We start from the raw sequence: 16,135 nt of genomic DNA, 5'->3' as shown, positions 1-16,135 counted from the left end.
CACGCCGTGCCGCAGCGCTCCCGGCCTGCTCATCGAGGCCGGGGCTAGGCTGGTCGGGTGAGCACACAGCGGGTATTCGTCGCGCGTCTAGCCGGATGCGCGGTCTTCGATCCCGCCGGCGACCGCCTCGGTCGCGTGCGCGACGTCGTCGTGATCTACCGCCCCGACGATGCTCCCCGTGTCATCGGCCTGGTCATCGAGATCCCCGGCCGGCGCCATGTGTTCGTCTCGATCGGGCGGGTCACCTCGATCGACACCGGGCAGGTGATCACGACCGGTCTCATCAACGTGCGCCGTTTCCAGCAGCGCGGCGGCGAGGTTCGGGTTCTGGCCGAGCTCGTGGGACGCAAGGTGTCGCTGCGTGACGGCTCCGGCCAGGCCGTCATCGAGGACGTCGCGATCGAGCGGAACCGCCTCGGCGAATGGGACGTGTCGCAGCTCTTCCTGCGCAAGCCCAAGACGAGCCCCTCGCCCTTCGCGAAGGGCGCCACGACCTTCGCCTCGTGGCACGACGTCAACGACGGTCAGACACGCGGCGAAGCGCAGTCCGCCGCGCGGTTGGTCGCCAGTTACGCGGAGCTCAAGGCCGCCGATCTGGCCAACACTCTGCTGGATCTTCCCGAGGACCGTCTCCTCGAGGTCGCGGAGGAGCTTCCCGACGACCGTCTCGCCGACGCTCTGGAAGAGATGCCGGAAGAGGAGCAGGTGCATATCCTCGAAGCCCTGGGCGATGAGCGCGCCGCCGACATCCTCGACGCGATGGAGCCCGACGACGCCGCCGACGTGCTCGCCCAGCTGCCGGCCGAGCAGCGCGAGGAGCTGCTCGAGCTGATGGAGCCCGATGAGGCGGAGGATGTGCGCGCCCTCCTGCAGTACGGCCCCGACACCGCCGGCGGGCTCATGACGCCGGAGCCCATCGTTCTCTCGGCAGACAACACGATCGCCGAGGCGCTCGCGCTCATCCGCCGCCACGAGACCCATCCGGCCCTCGCAGCCGCCGTGTTCGTGACGCTGCCTCCCTACGAGACCCCGACGGGCCGTCTGCTCGGCACGGTGCACTTCCAACGGATGCTGCGCTATCCCCCGCACGAGCGACTCGGCGCACTGCTCGATGATTCGCTCGAGCCGGTGCCCGCCACCGCCTCCGCGGCCGTCGTCGCTCGTCTGCTGGCCACCTACAACCTCGTCTCGGTGCCGGTGGTCGACTCCGCGCAACGACTCGTCGGCGCCGTCAGCGTCGACGACGTGCTCGACTACCTGCTTCCTGAGGACTGGCGCACGGGCGACTCGGAAGGGCGGCCGCAGTGATGGCGCGCTCCCCCCGCAAAGGGGCGCTGGACGCACCCCGCGGCCGGGGCGGCATGCTGTCGCGGTCCCCGCAGCCCTCGCGCGATCGCTTCGGCCGCTTCACCGAGGTGATCGCCCGCGGCATGGGAACGCCGTGGTTCCTGGTGGGACTGAGTGCGTTCTGCGCCGCCTGGCTCGCCTGGAACACCATCCTGCCGCCGGAGCTGCGTTTCGACTCCTCGGACAACGGTTTCACGGCCCTGACGCTCGTGCTGTCGCTGCAGGCGTCCTACGCCGCCCCGCTGATCCTGCTCGCGCAGAACCGGCAGGACGACCGCGACCGGGTGCAGATCGAGCAGGACCGGCAGCGGGCGGAGCGCAACCTCGCCGACACCGAGTACCTCGCCCGCGAGATCGTCGCGCTGCGGATGGCGCTGACGGACGTCTCGAGCGAGTCGGTCACGCGCGAGGTGCTGCGCGATGAGCTGCGGGCGCTGCTGGAGGATCTGCAGGCGCACGACGCCGGCGAGGAGCCGGAGCAGGTGCGGGCCGAGCGCGAGGAGAAGCGCCGTCGGGCCGAACGCCGCGAGAAGGCGGAGCGCGAAGCCCGTGAGCTCTGAGACCGACCGCATCGCCCGGGTGCGGGAGGCGGTCGGCGCCGTCACCGATCCCGAGCTGAGACGCAGCCTCGCCGACCTCGACATGCTGCGCGAGGTGACGGAGCTCGCCGACGGGGCTGTGCGCGTCGCGGTGGCGCTCACGATCGTCGGCTGTCCCGCGTCCGATCGCATCGAACGCGACGTGCGCGCTGCCGCCGAACGAGTGGTCGGACAAGCACCGGTCGAGGTCGTCCTGGGCGTCATGAGCCCCGAGGAGCGGGAGGCGCTGACGACGCGCCTGCGCGGCGGCCGCCGGCGCAGCAATCCCTTCACTCCCGAATCGCTGACGCGGGTGGTCGCCGTCACGAGCGGCAAGGGCGGCGTCGGCAAGTCCACGCTCACCGCCAACCTCGCCGTCGCGCTGGCGCAGCACGGGAGGCGTGTGGGCATCGTGGATGCCGACGTGCACGGCTTCTCGATCCCGGCGCTGCTCGGACTCGTCGATGCCGACGGCGCGAGCGTGCGACCGACCCGGATCGACGAGCTCATCGTCCCGCCGGTCGCTTTCGACGTGAAGGTCGTCTCGATCGGGATGTTCCTGCCCGAGGGAGCGGCCCGCAGCGCCGTCGCGTGGCGCGGCCCCATGCTTCACCGCACGATCCAGCAGTTCCTCACCGAGGTGTACTTCGGCGACCTGGACGTGCTGCTCATCGATATGCCCCCCGGAACGGGCGACATCGCCATCTCGATAGGACAGCTTCTGCCGCACGCCGACGTCCTCGTCGTCACGACTCCGCAGGCGGCAGCCTCCGACGTGGCGGCACGCAGCGCGCTCGTGGCGAGACAGACGGGTCAGAGCGTCCTGGGAGTCGTCGAGAACATGACCGCCATGACACTGCCCGACGGCACGACGTTCGATCTGTTCGGATCAGGCGGCGGGGATCACATCGCACGGGAGCTGAGCACTGACGCCGAGACGGTCGAGGTCATCGCGCGCGTGCCGCTGAGCCAGGCCCTGCGCCAGGGGGGTGACACGGGCGAGCCGGTCGTGAGCAGCGCTCCGGCGGACGCGGCATCGCTCGCGATCGAGCAGGTCGCAGACCGCATCCTGCGATCCGGCAGACCGCTCTCCGGCAGAGCGCTGCCCATCACCCCGCGCTGATCGCGGGAGGTGTCAGGTCGCCTCGTCGTCGAACGGAGGCCGCTCTCCGGACTCCAGATCGAAGCTCTCTGCCGCGCGGGTCGTCGACACGGTCATGGCCGCCGCAGCGCCGGCGGCACGCACGGTCGCCGTGGGCGGGTCGTCGAGCAGCGCCTCGCGGATGATGCGCCGCGGGTCGTACTGACGCGGGTCGAGCTTGCGCCAGTCCACCTCGTCGAACTCCGGACCCATCTCGTCCTTCACGCGGCTGCGCGCACCGCGCAGGAACTCACGGGAGCGGTTCGTGAACCGCGCGAGGGCCTCCGCGTAGCGCGGCAGTCGTTCCGGGCCGATGAGGAAGGCGGCGATCACGGCGATCACCAGCAGCTTCTCGATCGTGAGCCCGAACACCATGCCTTCAGATTACCGCCGCGCCTGACCGCCGCCGCCCATCGACGACCGTAGGCTTGCGGAGGAGGAACACCATGGCCGGACACGACGCGAGCGACCGCTTCGCTCGCGAGGCGACCGTCGAACCCGACGCGATCGCCCGCGCACGCACGCACGCCCTCGAACTGGGCGCAGATCCGGTGAGCCCGCCCATCGGTGCGCAGCTCGCGCTGCTCGCCCAGGTCTCGCGCGCCCTGAACATCGTCGAGATCGGAACGGGTGCGGGCGTGTCGGGGCTGTGGCTCATGCACGGGGCGCCGCGGGCGATCCTCACGACCATCGACAAGGAGCCCGAGCACCTCCAGGCCGCCCGTCGTGCATTCGCGGACGCGCGTATCGCACCGGCTCGCGCCAGATTCATCACCGGTCGTGCCTCCGACGTCCTGCCGCGCATGAACGAGGCCTCCTACGACATCGTGCTCGTCGACGCGGATGCCGACGGCGTGATCGAGTACGTGGAGCACGGCCTGCGGCTGGTGCGTCCGGGCGGGCTCGTGCTCGTGCCCCGCATCCTCGCCGGCGGCGCCGTCGCCGATCCGGTGCGCCGCGATCCCGTGACGACCGCCTACCGGTCACTCATCCAGGAGACGCAGTCCTCCCCCGCGGTCATCGGCGCGCTGTCGATCGTCGGCGAAGGTCTCCTCCAGCTCACGACGATCGACGAGAACCACTGACACGCCACTGCGGCCGGTCCCGAAGGACCGGCCGCAGTGAAGCAGGAAGTGAACAGCTCAGGCGCCGACGACCCCCGCGAGCACGTCGTGCAATTCCTTGGCCTCGGCGTCGTTGACCGACACCACAAGACGCCCGCCGCCCTCGAGCGGAACACGAACGATGATCAGGCGCCCCTCCTTCACAGCCTCCATCGGCCCGTCTCCGGTTCTCGGCTTCATGGCTGCCATCGTGGCTCCTCTTCGTCAATGGTGAGTTCCCAGTTTATCGTGCGTGAGAGCGCGCCCGACGCTTGTCCTCAGGGGATCTGCCAGAGCGTGTTCCCGAGCGCGTACATGTTGTAGACCCACCACCACTGTCCTGCCAGACCTGCGACCAGGACGCCGATGCGCCAGATCGGATGACGTCCGACCGCGACGGCGCCCCAGAGGGGCGAGAGCGGGACGAGCAGACGGAACGTGCTCGACTGCGGGAAGAAGACGGCGAGCAGGTAGAGCAGGTAGCTCGCCGACCACAACCGCACCTCCATCCCGAGCCGGCGCACCCCCGGCGCGAACAGCAGGACGGCGGCCAGCACCAGCACGACCGCGGCCAGCAGCGCGAACCCGAGCCACAGCGGCCAGCCCCACAGCCGCGCCCAGAAGGCGGTGCCGGCGAAGAACCCGTCGAACGGGAAGAAGTGCGCGGCCGCATCCGGGATCCAGTTGCGCCGCCAGGCGAGCTCCGTCATCAGATAGGCGCCGGGATCGCCCGTTGCGACGGCCGCGATCACCTGCCACGAGAAGCCGACCACCGTCGCCAGGGCGGCGAGGGCGACCAGGTGCACGATCTCCCGCGCCGGCAGAGGATCCACGCGCCTGCGCAGCCACCGCCAGACGCCCACGAGCCCGAGCGTGAGAGCGAAGGCGAGGATACCGGGGCGCGTGAAGCCCATGAGCGGGATGAGCAGGTACAACCACACGTAGCGGCGCCGGAGCAGAGCGTCCAGCGCCAGCATCAGCCAGAGCAGGAACAGCGATTCCGCGTACGCGATCTGGAAGAGCGCCGCCAGCGGACCTGCCACGAAGAAGACGACCGCCCAGGTCGACGTCGAGCGGTCCAGGCGCTGACGCATCAGGCGATAGAACGCGAGCGCGGCGAAGTACCCGGCGATCAGCGCGACGAGAGGACCCGCCACGGTCCACCCGCCCACGAAGAGTCCCACTCCCTGCGACAACCACGGATACAGCGGAAGGAAGGCCCAGGCGTTCTCAGCCACCTGTCCCGCCTCGGTCACCGGCAGGGGCGAGGGGTACCCGTTGGCGGCGACCACCCAGTACCACTGCGCGTCCCAGCCCATCAGCAGCTTGCCGATGCCGGGATCCGCGCCGAATCGCGATGCCGGGGTCGACAGCGCCGATGCGAGGGCGAAGAAGCCGAGCGTCACCAGACGGGCGGCGACGTAGATCAGCCCGATCCGAGCGGCGACGGGCCAGCGGCCGACGCGAGTCAGGTGCTCAGCCACGTGCGCAGTCCGCGCTCGACATCCTCGATCTGCGAGATCGGCACACGCTCCTGGTCGTGGTGGGCCAGGCTCGGGTTCCCCGGGCCGTAGTTCACCGCGGGGACTCCCAGTGCCGAGAATCGTGCCACATCCGTCCAGCCGTACTTCGGATGCGGCCGGGCGCCGACCGCGCGCACGAACTCCTGAGCGAGCGGAGCGTCCAGACCCGGACGGGCACCCGCGGACGCGTCCGTCAGCTCGACCTCGAAGCCCGCCAGCACTTCACGCACATGCGCCTCCGCCTCGGCCACCGACCTGCTCGGCGCGAAGCGGTAGTTGATCTCGACCTCGCAGAGATCGGGGATGACGTTGCCTGCCACGCCACCGGTCACGCGCACGGCGTTGAGGCCCTCGCGGTAGGCGAGTCCCTCGACGTCGATCGTCGCCGGCTCGTACGCGGCGAGGCGGGCGAGGATCGGAGCCGCGGCGTGGATCGCGTTCTCCCCCACCCAGGCGCGTGCGCTGTGGGCTCGGACACCGTGCGTGCGCGCCACGACGCGCAGCGTCCCGTTGCAGCCCCCCTCGACCTGGCCGTCAGAGGGCTCGCCGAGAATCGCGAAGTCCGCCTCGAAGAGGTCGGGGCGAAGGCGGGCCACGCGGCCGAGCCCGTTGAGGGATGCCTCCACCTCCTCGTGGTCGTACCACATCCAGGTGATGTCGACGCGGGGGTCGGTGAGCTCCGCGGCGAGCTTCAGCTGCACCGCGACACCCGCCTTCATGTCGACCGTGCCTCGTCCCCACAAGCTCGGTTCCCCCTCGTCGTCGATCAGGCGGGTCGGGAGGTTGTCGTTGAGGGGAACCGTATCGATGTGCCCGGCGATCGCGACGCGCTGCGGCCGGCCGAGGCGGGTGCGGGCGATGATGGTGTCGCCGTCACGGAAGACGTCGAGGTGCGACAGGGGCGCGAGGGCGGCGGCGATGGCATCCGCCAGCGTCGCCTCATCGCCGGAGACGCTCGGGATGTCGCAGATCGCCTGCGTGAGCTCGACGGCGGACGCGGACAGATCCAGCACGGGCATGGTGTCAGTCTATCGAGGCGCCCCGGGCCGATAACCTGAGGGGATGAGCATGAAGCGCGCGGTATGGGGCACGGGTCTGTCGACGACGAGCGAGGACGGCACCGTCCTCGACGCGTGGTTCCCGACGGTCGCGGCCCAGGCGCCGTCCGGCTCGAGCGCCGACCTCGCGGAGTTCGCCGGCGCAGACGCCCGCCGCCGCGTCACCCTCGCTCCCGTCGAGCTGACGATCGACGTGGATGCGCCTCCCGCATCCACGGTCGACGCCTACCTGCGTCTGCACGCCCTGTCCCACCGGGTCGTCGCTCCGAACGAGATCAACCTGGAGGGCGTCTTCGGCCACCTGCCGATCGTCGCGTGGACGACCGCGGGACCGATGCACCCCGCCGATGCGGAGCGCCTGCGTCCGGCGCTGACCCGCGCCGGCATCCAGGTGCACAGCCTCGACAAGTTCCCGCGGCTGCTCGACTACGTGACCCCGCCCGGGGTGCGCATCGCCGACGCGTCGCGCGTGCGCCTGGGCGCCTACCTCTCCCCCGGCACCACGGTGATGCACGAAGGATTCGTCAACTTCAACGCCGGCACCCTGGGCGCCTCGATGGTCGAAGGGCGCATCTCCCAGGGCGTCGTGGTCGGTGACGGCAGCGACATCGGCGGCGGCGCCTCGATCATGGGAACCCTCTCGGGCGGCGGCACCCACCGGGTCTCGATCGGATCGCGCACGCTCCTGGGCGCGAACGCGGGCATCGGCATCTCGCTCGGCGACGACTGCGTCGTGGAAGCCGGCCTGTACGTCACCGCCGGCTCCAAGATCGTGCTCGCCGATGAGCAGCCGAGCGCCGACGGCTCCCGCCCGGTCGTGAAGGGGGCGGAGCTCTCAGGACGCGATGGCATCCTCTTCCGCAGGAACTCGCTGACGGGAGCGATCGAAGCCGTCCGACGCGCGGGCGTGGGAGTCACCCTCAACGAGGCGCTGCACGCATGAGCACCGCGCGGCTGCCGAAGAAGCTCTACGAGCGCGAGCTCGCGCGTCTGCAGGCCCAGCTCGTCGACATGCAGGCATGGGTGCAGGCGACCGGCGCGCGCGTCGTGGTGATCTTCGAGGGCCGCGACGCTGCGGGCAAGGGTTCGACGATCAAGCGGGTCTCGGAGTATCTGAATCCCCGCGTCAGCCGCATCGTGGCGCTGCCGACGCCGACGGATCGCGAGAAGTCGCAGTGGTACTTCCAGCGCTACGTCCCGCATCTGCCTGCGGCAGGCGAGATCGTGCTGATGGACCGATCCTGGTACAACCGGGCCGGCGTCGAACGGGTCATGGGGTACTGCACCGATGCGGAGTACCAGAGGTTCCTGCGCCAGGCGCCGCTGTTCGAGCGGATGCTGGTCGAAGACGGCATCCTGCTGCTCAAGTACTGGTTCAGCGTGTCCGACGTCGAGCAGGAGGCGCGTTTCCGCTCGCGGGCGGCCGACCCGATGAGGCGCTGGAAGCTGAGCCCGAACGACGTGCTGTCCATCACCAAGTGGGAGGACTACTCCCGGGCGAAGGACGCGATGCTCGTGCACACCGACATTCCCGAGGCGCCCTGGTACGAGGTCGACAACGAGGACAAGCGCCGCGGGCGGATCAACATGATCCACCACCTGCTCGAGCGGATCCCCTGGCAGCCTCTCCCCCACGAGACCGTGGAGATCCCGGAACGACCCGCCTCACGAGGGTACGAGCGTCCGCCGCGGAGCCTGGAGGGGATGGTCCCCGACTATGCCGCCACGCTGGAGCGCTGACGGCGTCAGTCGCGCAGCCGCACCGACAGACAGGTGACGCAGCCCTCGAGCTTCTCGAACTCGGTCACCGGGGTCGTGATCACCTCGAGGCCCCTCTCCCGGAAGAGAGCTGCGGATGCCGGCGCGTCCGCCGACATGAGCACCGTGTTCTCGTCGAGCACCACGACGGCCGTGCCGTGCTCCTCGGGGACCGGCAGGAACGCGGGGAACGTCTCGGGATCGTCCACCAGCGGCGGGTAACCGATGACGGTGCCGTCCGGAAGCGCGGTCACCGCCGACTTCAGATGCAGCACCCGTGTCACGGGGACACCGCGGACGTCCCACCCGCGCGGTTCGAGCAGTGCGCGCAGCTGGACCACGGCGTCCTCGGTCGTGCGTGCCGACAGGCCCACGTAGACGGTACGGCCGATCTTCAGCACGTCGCCGCCGTCGAGGGTCGCCGGGGCGACGATCTCCGCCCTCGCGAGCCCGGTCCGCTCGGTCGCGGCTTCGATCGTGGGCCGCTCGCCTCGGCGCGAGTCGGCTCCGGCGCGGCAGAGGACGGCCAGCTCGCCGAAGACGACCACGGCATCCTCGACGAACACCCCGTCCGCCTGCTCGTCCGCTTCGTCGACCTGGACGATCTCCCATCCTCGGGCGCGGAACACGTCGACGTACGCCTCCCACTGCCGGCGGGCGAGCGCGGGGTCCACCGGCACCCGTTCGAGGTGCGTGAGCTCCCCCTCGGCCAGTCGCGAGGACGGCGGCCGCACGAGAAGCCGCGGCATCGTCAGCCCAGGCCCGGGTAGTTGCGCTCGGGAGCGCCGACGTACAGCTGCTGGGGGCGACCGATCTTGGTCTGCGGGTCCTGGTTCATCTCCCGCCAGTGCGCGAGCCACCCCGGCAGGCGGCCGATCGCGAACAGCACGGTGAACATGCGGGTCGGGAAGCCCATGGCCTTGTAGATGACGCCGGTGTAGAAGTCGACGTTCGGGTACAGCCGGCGCGAGATGAAGTAGTCGTCGCGCAGGGCGATCTCCTCCAGCTCCTTCGCGAGATCCAGCAGCGGGTCGCTGACGCCGAGCTCGGCGAGCACCTCGTCGGCGGACTCCTTGACGAGCTTCGCGCGCGGGTCGTAGTTCTTGTAGACGCGGTGCCCGAAGCCCATGAGCTTCACGCCGTCTTCCTTGTTCTTGACCCGCTCGACGAAACGCTGCACGCTCTCGCCGGAGTCGCGGATGCGGCCCAGCATGTCGAGCACGGCCTCGTTCGCACCACCGTGAAGCGGTCCGGAGAGGGCGTTGATGCCCGCCGAGACCGAGGAGAAGATGTTCGCCCCGGTCGAGCCCACCAGACGCACCGTCGACGTCGAGGCGTTCTGCTCGTGGTCCTCGTGCAGGATCAGCAGGCGCTCGAGCGCGCGGGACATCACGGGGCTGATCTCGTACTGCTCGCTGAGCACACCGAAGTTGAGCTTCAGGAAGTTGTCGACGAAGCTCAGGGAGTTGTCGGGATACAGGAAAGCCTGGCCGACGCTCTTCTTGTGCGCGTAGGCCGCGATCACAGGAAGCTTCGCGAGCATCCGGATCGTGTTGAGCTCGACGAACTCGGGGTTGTGAGGATCCGACTGGTTCTCGTAATAGGTCGAGAGCGCCGCCGTGGCAGCAGACAGCACGGACATCGGATGCGCGGTGTGCGGCAGAGCCGAGAAGAAGCGCTTCAGATCCTCGTGCAGCAGCGTGTGACGCCGGATGCGGTTGTCGAAGTCCTCGAGCTCGCTCGCGCTGGGCAGCTCGCCGTAGATGAGCAGCCAGGCGACCTCGAGGTAGGTCGAGTTCTTCGCGAGCTGTTCGATCGGGTATCCGCGGTAGCGGAGGATGCCCTCATCGCCGTCGATGAAGGTGACCGCGGACTTCGTCGCCGCGGTGTTCACGAACCCGTAGTCGAGGGTCGTGTGCCCGGTCTGACGCGTCAGCGACGACACATCGATGCTGGGTGCACCGTCGGTACCCGTCAGCACAGGCAGCTCCGCGGTGTGCTCTGCGACGGTCAGACGTGCGGTCTTCTGCTGCGAGCCGGCTTCGGTCACGGCGCCTCCTTGCGATGGATCGTCGGCGAAAGGTGGGGATCCTCGGTCGCCCGGTGGCGACCTGCCCGGGCACGCTACGTGTCGGCGCGCCCCTGCGATTACAGCCTAGCCGCGGCAGGAGCCTACGGTGACTGGCGCCAAAGGAAAGAGAGATCCGTAGGAGGAAAGCTACGAGCTCGCGGCGCTGAGGCGCGCCGCAGCCGCGGCGATCCGTTCATCCGACGCCGTGAGTGACAGCCGGACGTGCTGCGGATGGTGCGGTCCGTAGAAGTGCCCGGGCCCGGCCAGGATGCCGAGCTCGGCGAGGGCGGCCATGCTGTCCCACGCATCCTCGCCGCGCGTCGCCCAGAGATAGAGCCCGGCTTCGCTGCGGTCGATGCGGAAGCCCGCAGCCTCGACGGCGGGCTTCAGCACCGCCCGTCGGGCGCCGTAACGCTCCTTCTGGACGGCCACGTGCGCATCGTCGCCCAGCGCGGCCACCATCGCGGCCTGCACGGGAGCCGGCAGCATGAGCCCGAGGTGCTTCCGCGCCGTCAGCAGCCGCGCGACCAGTGCGGGGTCCCCCGCGAGGAAGGCGGCACGGTACCCGGCGAGGTTGGACTGCTTGCTCAGCGAGTACACCGACAGCACGCCGGACGGATCGGCTGCGACCACGGCGGGATCCAGGACCGACGGCACGGGGGCATCAGCCCACGGCGCCTCCCATCCCAGCTCGGCGTAGCACTCGTCCGACACCAGCACGGCGCCGAGCTCCCCGGCCCGCTCGCGCGCCCGACGCAGCTCGGGAACGCTCCACACCCGTCCGTCCGGGTTGCCGGGAGAGTTGATCCAGATGAGCTTGGCCCCTGCCGGCCACGCGGCCGGATCATCCTCGGCGACCGCGGTCGCACCGACCAGGCGTGCGCCGACCTCGTAGGTCGGATACGCCGCGACCGGATGCACGACGGTGTCGTCCGGGCCGAGCCCGAGCAGCAACGGAAGCAGGGCGACCAGTTCCTTCGACCCGACGGTCGGCAGCACCTGCGAGGGGGTCAGACCCGCGACGCCGCGTCGGCGTGCATACCAGTCGACGATCGCCTCGCGCAGCGGCGGCGTGCCCACCGTCTGCGGATAGGCGTGCGCGTCGGTCGCGGCCGCCAGGGCGGCTTCGACCACCGCCGGGGTGCGATCGACAGGAGAGCCGATCGAGAGATCGACGATGCCGTCGGGATGGCGTCGCGCGGTCTCGGCGTACGGTGCGACGGCGTCCCAGGGGTAGTCGGCGAGGTCGGCGACGCTCATCTAGGCGTTCACTCGCCCTGCGGCGGCAACTCGGCGATGACGGGGTGGTCCTTGTGGATCACGCCGACCTTGGCGGCGCCGCCGGGCGAGCCGATGTCGTCGAAGAACTCGACGTTGGCCTTGTAGTAGTCCTGCCACTCTTCGGGCAGATCGTCTTCGTAGTAGATCGCTTCGACGGGGCAGGCAGGCTCGCATGCCCCGCAGTCCACGCACTCATCGGGGTGGATGTAGAGCGAACGATCGCCCTCATAGATGCAGTCGACGGGGCATTCGTCGATGCAGGCACGATCCTTGACATCGACGCACGGAAGGGCGATCACATACGTCACGACTTCAGTCTAGTTCGCCTCGGCAGCCCGTCGGGGCGCGCGCGGCCACGCCACCACGACGGCGGCGATCAGCGGGACGGCACCCATCCAGACCAGCGCGAGCGTCTCGTGCTCCACCGTGAACAACACCGACCCGCCCGTCGACGGCTGTGCGAACACGTACGTGATGACCATGACGCCCAGCGCCGCCGCGAGGGTCGTCCATCTGTCCCCCGTCAGCAGGCGCACGGCGATCAGCAACGCACCCGCACCGGTCACCCCGAGCAGAAGTCCGATCGGCACCGGTCCGATGAACGCCGCATGCGCGAAGGAACCGGCGGCGCCGTAGACGACCCCCACGACGAGAGCGATCGCCCAGGCGGCGATTCGAGAGGTAAGCGAGCCCACCCCGGGATCCTAGTCGCCACGGGTGGGAGTCGGCTCAGGCCGCCCAGCCCGCCAGACGCAGCAGTGCCGCGACCGCGGCCGCCGCGACGACCACGACGAGAAAGGGGGCGCGCAGGGCAAGGAGCCCCGCAGCGACCAGGAGAGCAGGCAGGCGCGCGTCGACCACGATCGCCTGCCCCGCTCCCAGCGCCTGCACGGCCACCAGCGCACCCAGCAGCGCCACGGTCAGCAGATCGGCGATGCGCGCCGGCCGCGGCGCCTCGACGAAGCGCGTCGGGATGGCGTATCCCACGGCTTTGAGAGCGAGGCAGATCACCGCGGCGAGAAGGACCGCGTTCCACAGGGTCACGATGCCGCCTTCGTGCCTGGGCGATCGGCCCACCCGACGACGACCGCCACGAGCGCGGCGATCAGGACGGGAACGCCCGGCATGAGCGCGGGCGTGAGCACGGTCGCGACCACGGCTGCAGCGATGCCGACGGCGATCGCCTGCCTGCCCGCCAGCCGCGGCCACAGCAGCGCGAGGAAAGCGGCTGCGGCGGCCGCATCCAGTCCGTACGCACGCGGGTCGCCCAGGACGTCGCCCAGCAACGCACCCGCCAGCGTGGAGATGTTCCAGCCGACGTAGATGCCGACGCCGGTGACCCAGAACCCGAGAGCTCGCGCACGCGTGTCCGTCTGCGCGAGCGAGACGGCGGTCGACTCGTCGATCGTGAATCCGGCGGCGGCCATCTTGCGCCACATCCCGTCGAACTGCGGCGAAAGCCGCATGCCGTACGCGACGTTGCGCACCCCGAGAAGCGCCGCGGACGCGATCGCTGCGGGCGCGGCGGCGATCCCGCCGGCGGCGATGACGCCGACGAAGGCGAACTGCGACCCGCCGGTGAACATGAGCAGGCTCAGCACGCAGGTCTGCCAGACATCGAGGCCCGCAGCGACCGAGAGGGCGCCGAAGGAGATGCCGTACGCGCTCGTCGCCAGAGCGACCGCGAGGCCCTGCCGCACCGCGCGGCGGCCGGGGTCGGGCAGACTGTCCGCATCCATCACCACATGATGTCTTCCGGTCGGACGTTCGTCAAACCGAACGCTCGTGCGCCATACTGAACGAATGGAGACCATAGGCCCACGCATCGCCCGGTCGCTGCGCCGCGAGCGGGAACGCGCGGGAGTGAGCATCTCCGAGCTGGCGCGCCGGGCCGGTGTGGGGAAGGCGACGATCTCACAACTCGAGTCGGGTACCGGCAACCCCAGCGTGGAGACGCTCTGGGCGATCGCGACCGCTCTGGGCGTGCCGTTCGCCGTGTTCGTCGAAGAGCCCGACGACGGGATGCGCCTCATCCGCGCGGGCTCGGACGAGGGCGTCCGCGCGGCCGACTCCCCCTACAGCGCCCTGCTGCTCGCGGCGGGCTCGCCGCACTCTCGCAGCGATCTCTACCTGCTGCGGGCGGAGCCGGGCGAGCCCCGACGCTCGCTGCCGCATACCTCCGGAACCGTCGAGCACGTCGTGCTGATCACGGGACGCGCCGCCGTGGGACCGGCGGACTCCCCCGTCGAGCTCGCTGCGGGCGACTACCTCCGGTATCGCGGGGACGCGCCTCACCTCTTCGAGGCGCTCACCCGCGATACCAGCGCGGTCCTCGTCTCCGAGGTCCGCTGAGTTCGACTCAGGCGTTGGCGTCCTGGCGCTTCAGACGGGATGCGGCGCGGCCGCGCTCGGTCGCGTCGAGCACGACCTTGCGGATGCGCACCTTCTCGGGGGTGACCTCGACGCATTCGTCGTCGCGGGCGAACTCGAGGGACTCCTCGAGCGTCAGCACACGCGGCGGCGTCATCGACTCGAAGGAGTCGGAGGTCGACGAACGCATGTTCGTCAGCTTCTTCTCCTTGGTGATGTTGACGTCCATGTCGTCGGCGCGCGAGTTCTCGCCGATGACCATGCCCTCGTAGACCTCCTCGGTCGGCTGCACGAAGAAGCTCATCCGCTCCTGCAGCGCGATCATGGCGAAGGGGGTGACGACACCCTGACGGTCGGCGACGATCGAGCCGTTCTGACGCGTCGTGATGGAGCCGGCCCAGTCGTCGTAGCCATGGGAGATCGCGTTCGCGATACCCGTGCCCCGCGTGATGGTGAGGAACTCGCTGCGGAAACCGATGAGACCGCGAGAGGGGACGACGAACTCCATGCGCACCCAGCCCGTGCCGTGGTTCGTCATGTTGTCCATGCGGCCCTTGCGCGCGGCCATGAGCTGCGTGATCGCTCCGAGGTGCTCCTCGGGGGCGTCGATCGTCAGGTGCTCGAACGGCTCCTTGAGCTTGCCGTCCTCGCCGCGCTTGGTGACGACCTGCGGCTTGCCGACGGTGAGCTCGAAGCCCTCGCGGCGCATGTTCTCGACGAGGATCGCCAGCGCCAGCTCACCGCGGCCCTGGACCTCCCAGGCGTCGGGGCGGCCGATGTCGACGACCTTGAGCGAGACGTTTCCGATGAGCTCGCGGTCGAGGCGGTCCTTGACCATGCGCGCCGTGAGCTTGTGCCCCTTGACCTTGCCCATGAGCGGCGAGGTGTTCGTGCCGATCGTCATGGAGATCGCCGGGTCGTCGACGGTGATGGCGGGCAGCGGGCGGACATCCTCGGGGTCGGCGATCGTCTCACCGATCGTGATGTCCTCGAATCCGGCGATGGCGACGATGTCACCGGGGCCGGCGGACTCGGCCGGGAAGCGCTCGAGCGCCTTCGTCTTGAGCAGCTCCGTCACGCGCGCGTTGGAGTGCGAGCCGTCGTGGCGGACCCACGCGACGGTCTGGCCCTTCTTGAGGGTGCCGTTGAAGACGCGCAGGAGTGCCAGGCGACCGAGGAACGGGCTGGAGTCGAGGTTGGTCACCCATGCCTGCAGCGGTGCCTCGTCGTCATAGGACGGCGCCGGCACGTGCTCGAGGATCGCCTCGAACAGCGGCTCGAGGTCTTCGTTGTCGGGCAGCGACCCGTTCTCGGGGCGCGTGCGCGACGCGGCACCGGCGCGGCCGGATGCGTAGACCACGGGGACGTCCAGCAGCGCGTCGACGTCGAGGTCGGGCACGTCGTCCTGCAGGTCGGATGCCAGACCCAGCAGGAGGTCGTGAGCCTCCTCCTCGACCTCGGCGATGCGCGCGTCGGGGCGGTCGGTCTTGTTCACGAGCAGGATGACCGGCAGCTTCGCCTCGAGCGCCTTGCGCAGCACGAAGCGGGTCTGCGGAAGCGGCCCCTCGGAGGCGTCGACGAGCAGCACGACGCCGTCGACCATCGACAGACCACGCTCGACCTCGCCGCCGAAGTCGGCGTGACCCGGGGTGTCGATCACGTTGATCGTGATGGGGGTGTCGGTGTGGATGCCGTTGTACGTGATCGCCGTGTTCTTGGCGAGGATCGTGATCCCCTTCTCACGCTCCAGGTCGTTGGAGTCCATCGCGCGCTCTTCGACGTGCGCGTGTTCACCGAACGAGCCCGTCTGACGGAGCATGGCATCGACGAGAGTCGTCTTGCCGTGGTCGACGTGGGCGACGATCGCGACGTTACGCAGATCGGAGCGGAGGGCGCGCGCCATAC

General features: G+C 69.8%; 19 protein-coding genes. 7 read left to right on the top strand and 12 right to left on the bottom strand.

What is annotated here, in order from left to right:
- The first annotated feature begins 57 nt into the window (after positions 1 to 57).
- From QE374_RS15620 to QE374_RS15610, 3 genes are read left to right on the top strand one after another with little or no spacing between them, the layout of a single operon-like run.
- The gene (locus tag QE374_RS15620) at positions 58 to 1,308 is read left to right on the top strand and encodes a magnesium transporter MgtE N-terminal domain-containing protein (protein ID WP_309736375.1); all 1,251 of its coding nucleotides are present in this window, start codon (positions 58 to 60) and stop codon (positions 1,306 to 1,308) included.
- The gene (locus QE374_RS15615) at positions 1,308 to 1,907 is read left to right on the top strand and encodes a DUF1003 domain-containing protein (RefSeq protein ID WP_309736373.1); all 600 of its coding nucleotides are present in this window, start codon (positions 1,308 to 1,310) and stop codon (positions 1,905 to 1,907) included. The genes QE374_RS15620 and QE374_RS15615 overlap by 1 nt, the downstream gene beginning before the upstream one ends.
- Positions 1,897 to 3,048 carry a P-loop NTPase gene (locus QE374_RS15610; RefSeq protein WP_309736372.1) on the top strand — a complete coding sequence of 384 codons (1,152 nt, stop codon included), beginning with the start codon at positions 1,897 to 1,899 and terminating at the stop codon, positions 3,046 to 3,048. Before QE374_RS15615 ends, QE374_RS15610 begins: the two co-directional genes overlap by 11 nt.
- Before the next feature lie 12 nt (positions 3,049 to 3,060).
- On the opposite strand, the gene QE374_RS15605 is transcribed toward QE374_RS15610, so the two are convergent.
- Positions 3,061 to 3,441 carry a Sec-independent protein translocase TatB gene (locus QE374_RS15605; RefSeq protein ID WP_137417398.1) on the bottom strand — a complete coding sequence of 127 codons (381 nt, stop codon included), beginning with the start codon at positions 3,439 to 3,441 and terminating at the stop codon, positions 3,061 to 3,063.
- A gap of 71 nt (positions 3,442 to 3,512) precedes the next feature.
- Here QE374_RS15605 and QE374_RS15600 point away from each other — a divergent pair, with 71 nt between their 5' ends.
- A complete protein-coding gene (locus QE374_RS15600; RefSeq protein ID WP_309736371.1) occupies positions 3,513 to 4,151 on the top strand; it encodes a class I SAM-dependent methyltransferase in 639 nt (212 codons plus the stop codon).
- A gap of 57 nt (positions 4,152 to 4,208) precedes the next feature.
- On the opposite strand, the gene QE374_RS15595 is transcribed toward QE374_RS15600, so the two are convergent.
- The 3 genes from QE374_RS15595 to dapE all read right to left on the bottom strand — a co-directional run bounded on the left by QE374_RS15595 (position 4,209) and on the right by dapE (position 6,711).
- Entirely contained in the window at positions 4,209 to 4,379 is a 171-nt protein-coding gene (locus QE374_RS15595; protein ID WP_137417400.1) for a DUF3117 domain-containing protein, read from the bottom strand.
- 68 nt (positions 4,380 to 4,447) lie between these two features.
- The gene (locus QE374_RS15590) at positions 4,448 to 5,653 is read right to left on the bottom strand and encodes a hypothetical protein (protein WP_309736369.1); all 1,206 of its coding nucleotides are present in this window, start codon (positions 5,651 to 5,653) and stop codon (positions 4,448 to 4,450) included.
- Complete coding sequence (dapE, locus tag QE374_RS15585) at positions 5,638 to 6,711, bottom strand: succinyl-diaminopimelate desuccinylase (RefSeq protein WP_309736366.1); 1,074 nt, start codon at positions 6,709 to 6,711, stop codon at positions 5,638 to 5,640. Before dapE ends, QE374_RS15590 begins: the two co-directional genes overlap by 16 nt.
- Positions 6,712 to 6,754: 43 nt before the next feature.
- Here dapE and dapD point away from each other — a divergent pair, with 43 nt between their 5' ends.
- Together dapD and ppk2 are read left to right on the top strand one after the other, a co-directional pair.
- Positions 6,755 to 7,693: a 2,3,4,5-tetrahydropyridine-2,6-dicarboxylate N-succinyltransferase gene (dapD, locus tag QE374_RS15580; RefSeq protein WP_309736364.1), complete on the top strand. Its 939-nt coding sequence runs from the start codon at positions 6,755 to 6,757 to the stop codon at positions 7,691 to 7,693.
- Positions 7,690 to 8,490 (top strand): polyphosphate kinase 2, encoded by an 801-nt coding sequence (gene ppk2, locus QE374_RS15575; protein WP_309736362.1) that lies wholly within the window; start codon positions 7,690 to 7,692, stop codon positions 8,488 to 8,490. Before dapD ends, ppk2 begins: the two co-directional genes overlap by 4 nt.
- Positions 8,491 to 8,495: 5 nt before the next feature.
- Here ppk2 and ddaH read toward each other — a convergent pair whose 3' ends face one another.
- From ddaH to QE374_RS15540, 7 genes are all read right to left on the bottom strand, one after another.
- The gene (gene ddaH / locus QE374_RS15570) at positions 8,496 to 9,257 is read right to left on the bottom strand and encodes a dimethylargininase (protein WP_309736361.1); all 762 of its coding nucleotides are present in this window, start codon (positions 9,255 to 9,257) and stop codon (positions 8,496 to 8,498) included.
- Between the two features lie 2 nt (positions 9,258 to 9,259).
- Positions 9,260 to 10,558 (bottom strand): citrate synthase, encoded by a 1,299-nt coding sequence (locus tag QE374_RS15565; protein WP_309736359.1) that lies wholly within the window; start codon positions 10,556 to 10,558, stop codon positions 9,260 to 9,262.
- A 168-nt stretch (positions 10,559 to 10,726) separates the two neighbouring features.
- Positions 10,727 to 11,839 carry a succinyldiaminopimelate transaminase gene (gene dapC, locus QE374_RS15560; RefSeq protein WP_309736357.1) on the bottom strand — a complete coding sequence of 371 codons (1,113 nt, stop codon included), beginning with the start codon at positions 11,837 to 11,839 and terminating at the stop codon, positions 10,727 to 10,729.
- Positions 11,840 to 11,847: 8 nt separating this feature from the next.
- A complete protein-coding gene (fdxA, locus tag QE374_RS15555) occupies positions 11,848 to 12,168 on the bottom strand; it encodes a ferredoxin (protein WP_137417408.1) in 321 nt (106 codons plus the stop codon).
- Positions 12,169 to 12,177: 9 nt separating this feature from the next.
- A complete protein-coding gene (locus tag QE374_RS15550) occupies positions 12,178 to 12,555 on the bottom strand; it encodes a DUF6113 family protein (RefSeq protein ID WP_309736355.1) in 378 nt (125 codons plus the stop codon).
- 34 nt (positions 12,556 to 12,589) lie between these two features.
- Positions 12,590 to 12,904 carry an AzlD domain-containing protein gene (locus QE374_RS15545; RefSeq protein WP_309736354.1) on the bottom strand — a complete coding sequence of 105 codons (315 nt, stop codon included), beginning with the start codon at positions 12,902 to 12,904 and terminating at the stop codon, positions 12,590 to 12,592.
- The gene (locus QE374_RS15540; RefSeq protein ID WP_309736351.1) at positions 12,901 to 13,599 is read right to left on the bottom strand and encodes an AzlC family ABC transporter permease; all 699 of its coding nucleotides are present in this window, start codon (positions 13,597 to 13,599) and stop codon (positions 12,901 to 12,903) included. The genes QE374_RS15545 and QE374_RS15540 overlap by 4 nt, the downstream gene beginning before the upstream one ends.
- A gap of 64 nt (positions 13,600 to 13,663) precedes the next feature.
- On the opposite strand from QE374_RS15540, the gene QE374_RS15535 reads away from it, so the two are divergent.
- Positions 13,664 to 14,212: an XRE family transcriptional regulator gene (locus QE374_RS15535; RefSeq protein ID WP_309736348.1), complete on the top strand. Its 549-nt coding sequence runs from the start codon at positions 13,664 to 13,666 to the stop codon at positions 14,210 to 14,212.
- A 7-nt stretch (positions 14,213 to 14,219) separates the two neighbouring features.
- Here QE374_RS15535 and typA read toward each other — a convergent pair whose 3' ends face one another.
- Positions 14,220 to 16,133, bottom strand: a complete 1,914-nt coding sequence (gene typA, locus QE374_RS15530; RefSeq protein ID WP_243227493.1) for a translational GTPase TypA — start codon at positions 16,131 to 16,133, stop codon at positions 14,220 to 14,222.
- Between the last annotated feature and the right edge of the window lie 2 nt (positions 16,134 to 16,135).

Source organism: Microbacterium sp. SORGH_AS_0428, assembly GCF_031453615.1.
Lineage (GTDB): Bacteria > Actinomycetota > Actinomycetes > Actinomycetales > Microbacteriaceae > Microbacterium.
The sequence above is the reverse complement of the archived record's forward strand: the minus strand, read 5'-3'. Positions and strand labels throughout refer to the sequence as shown.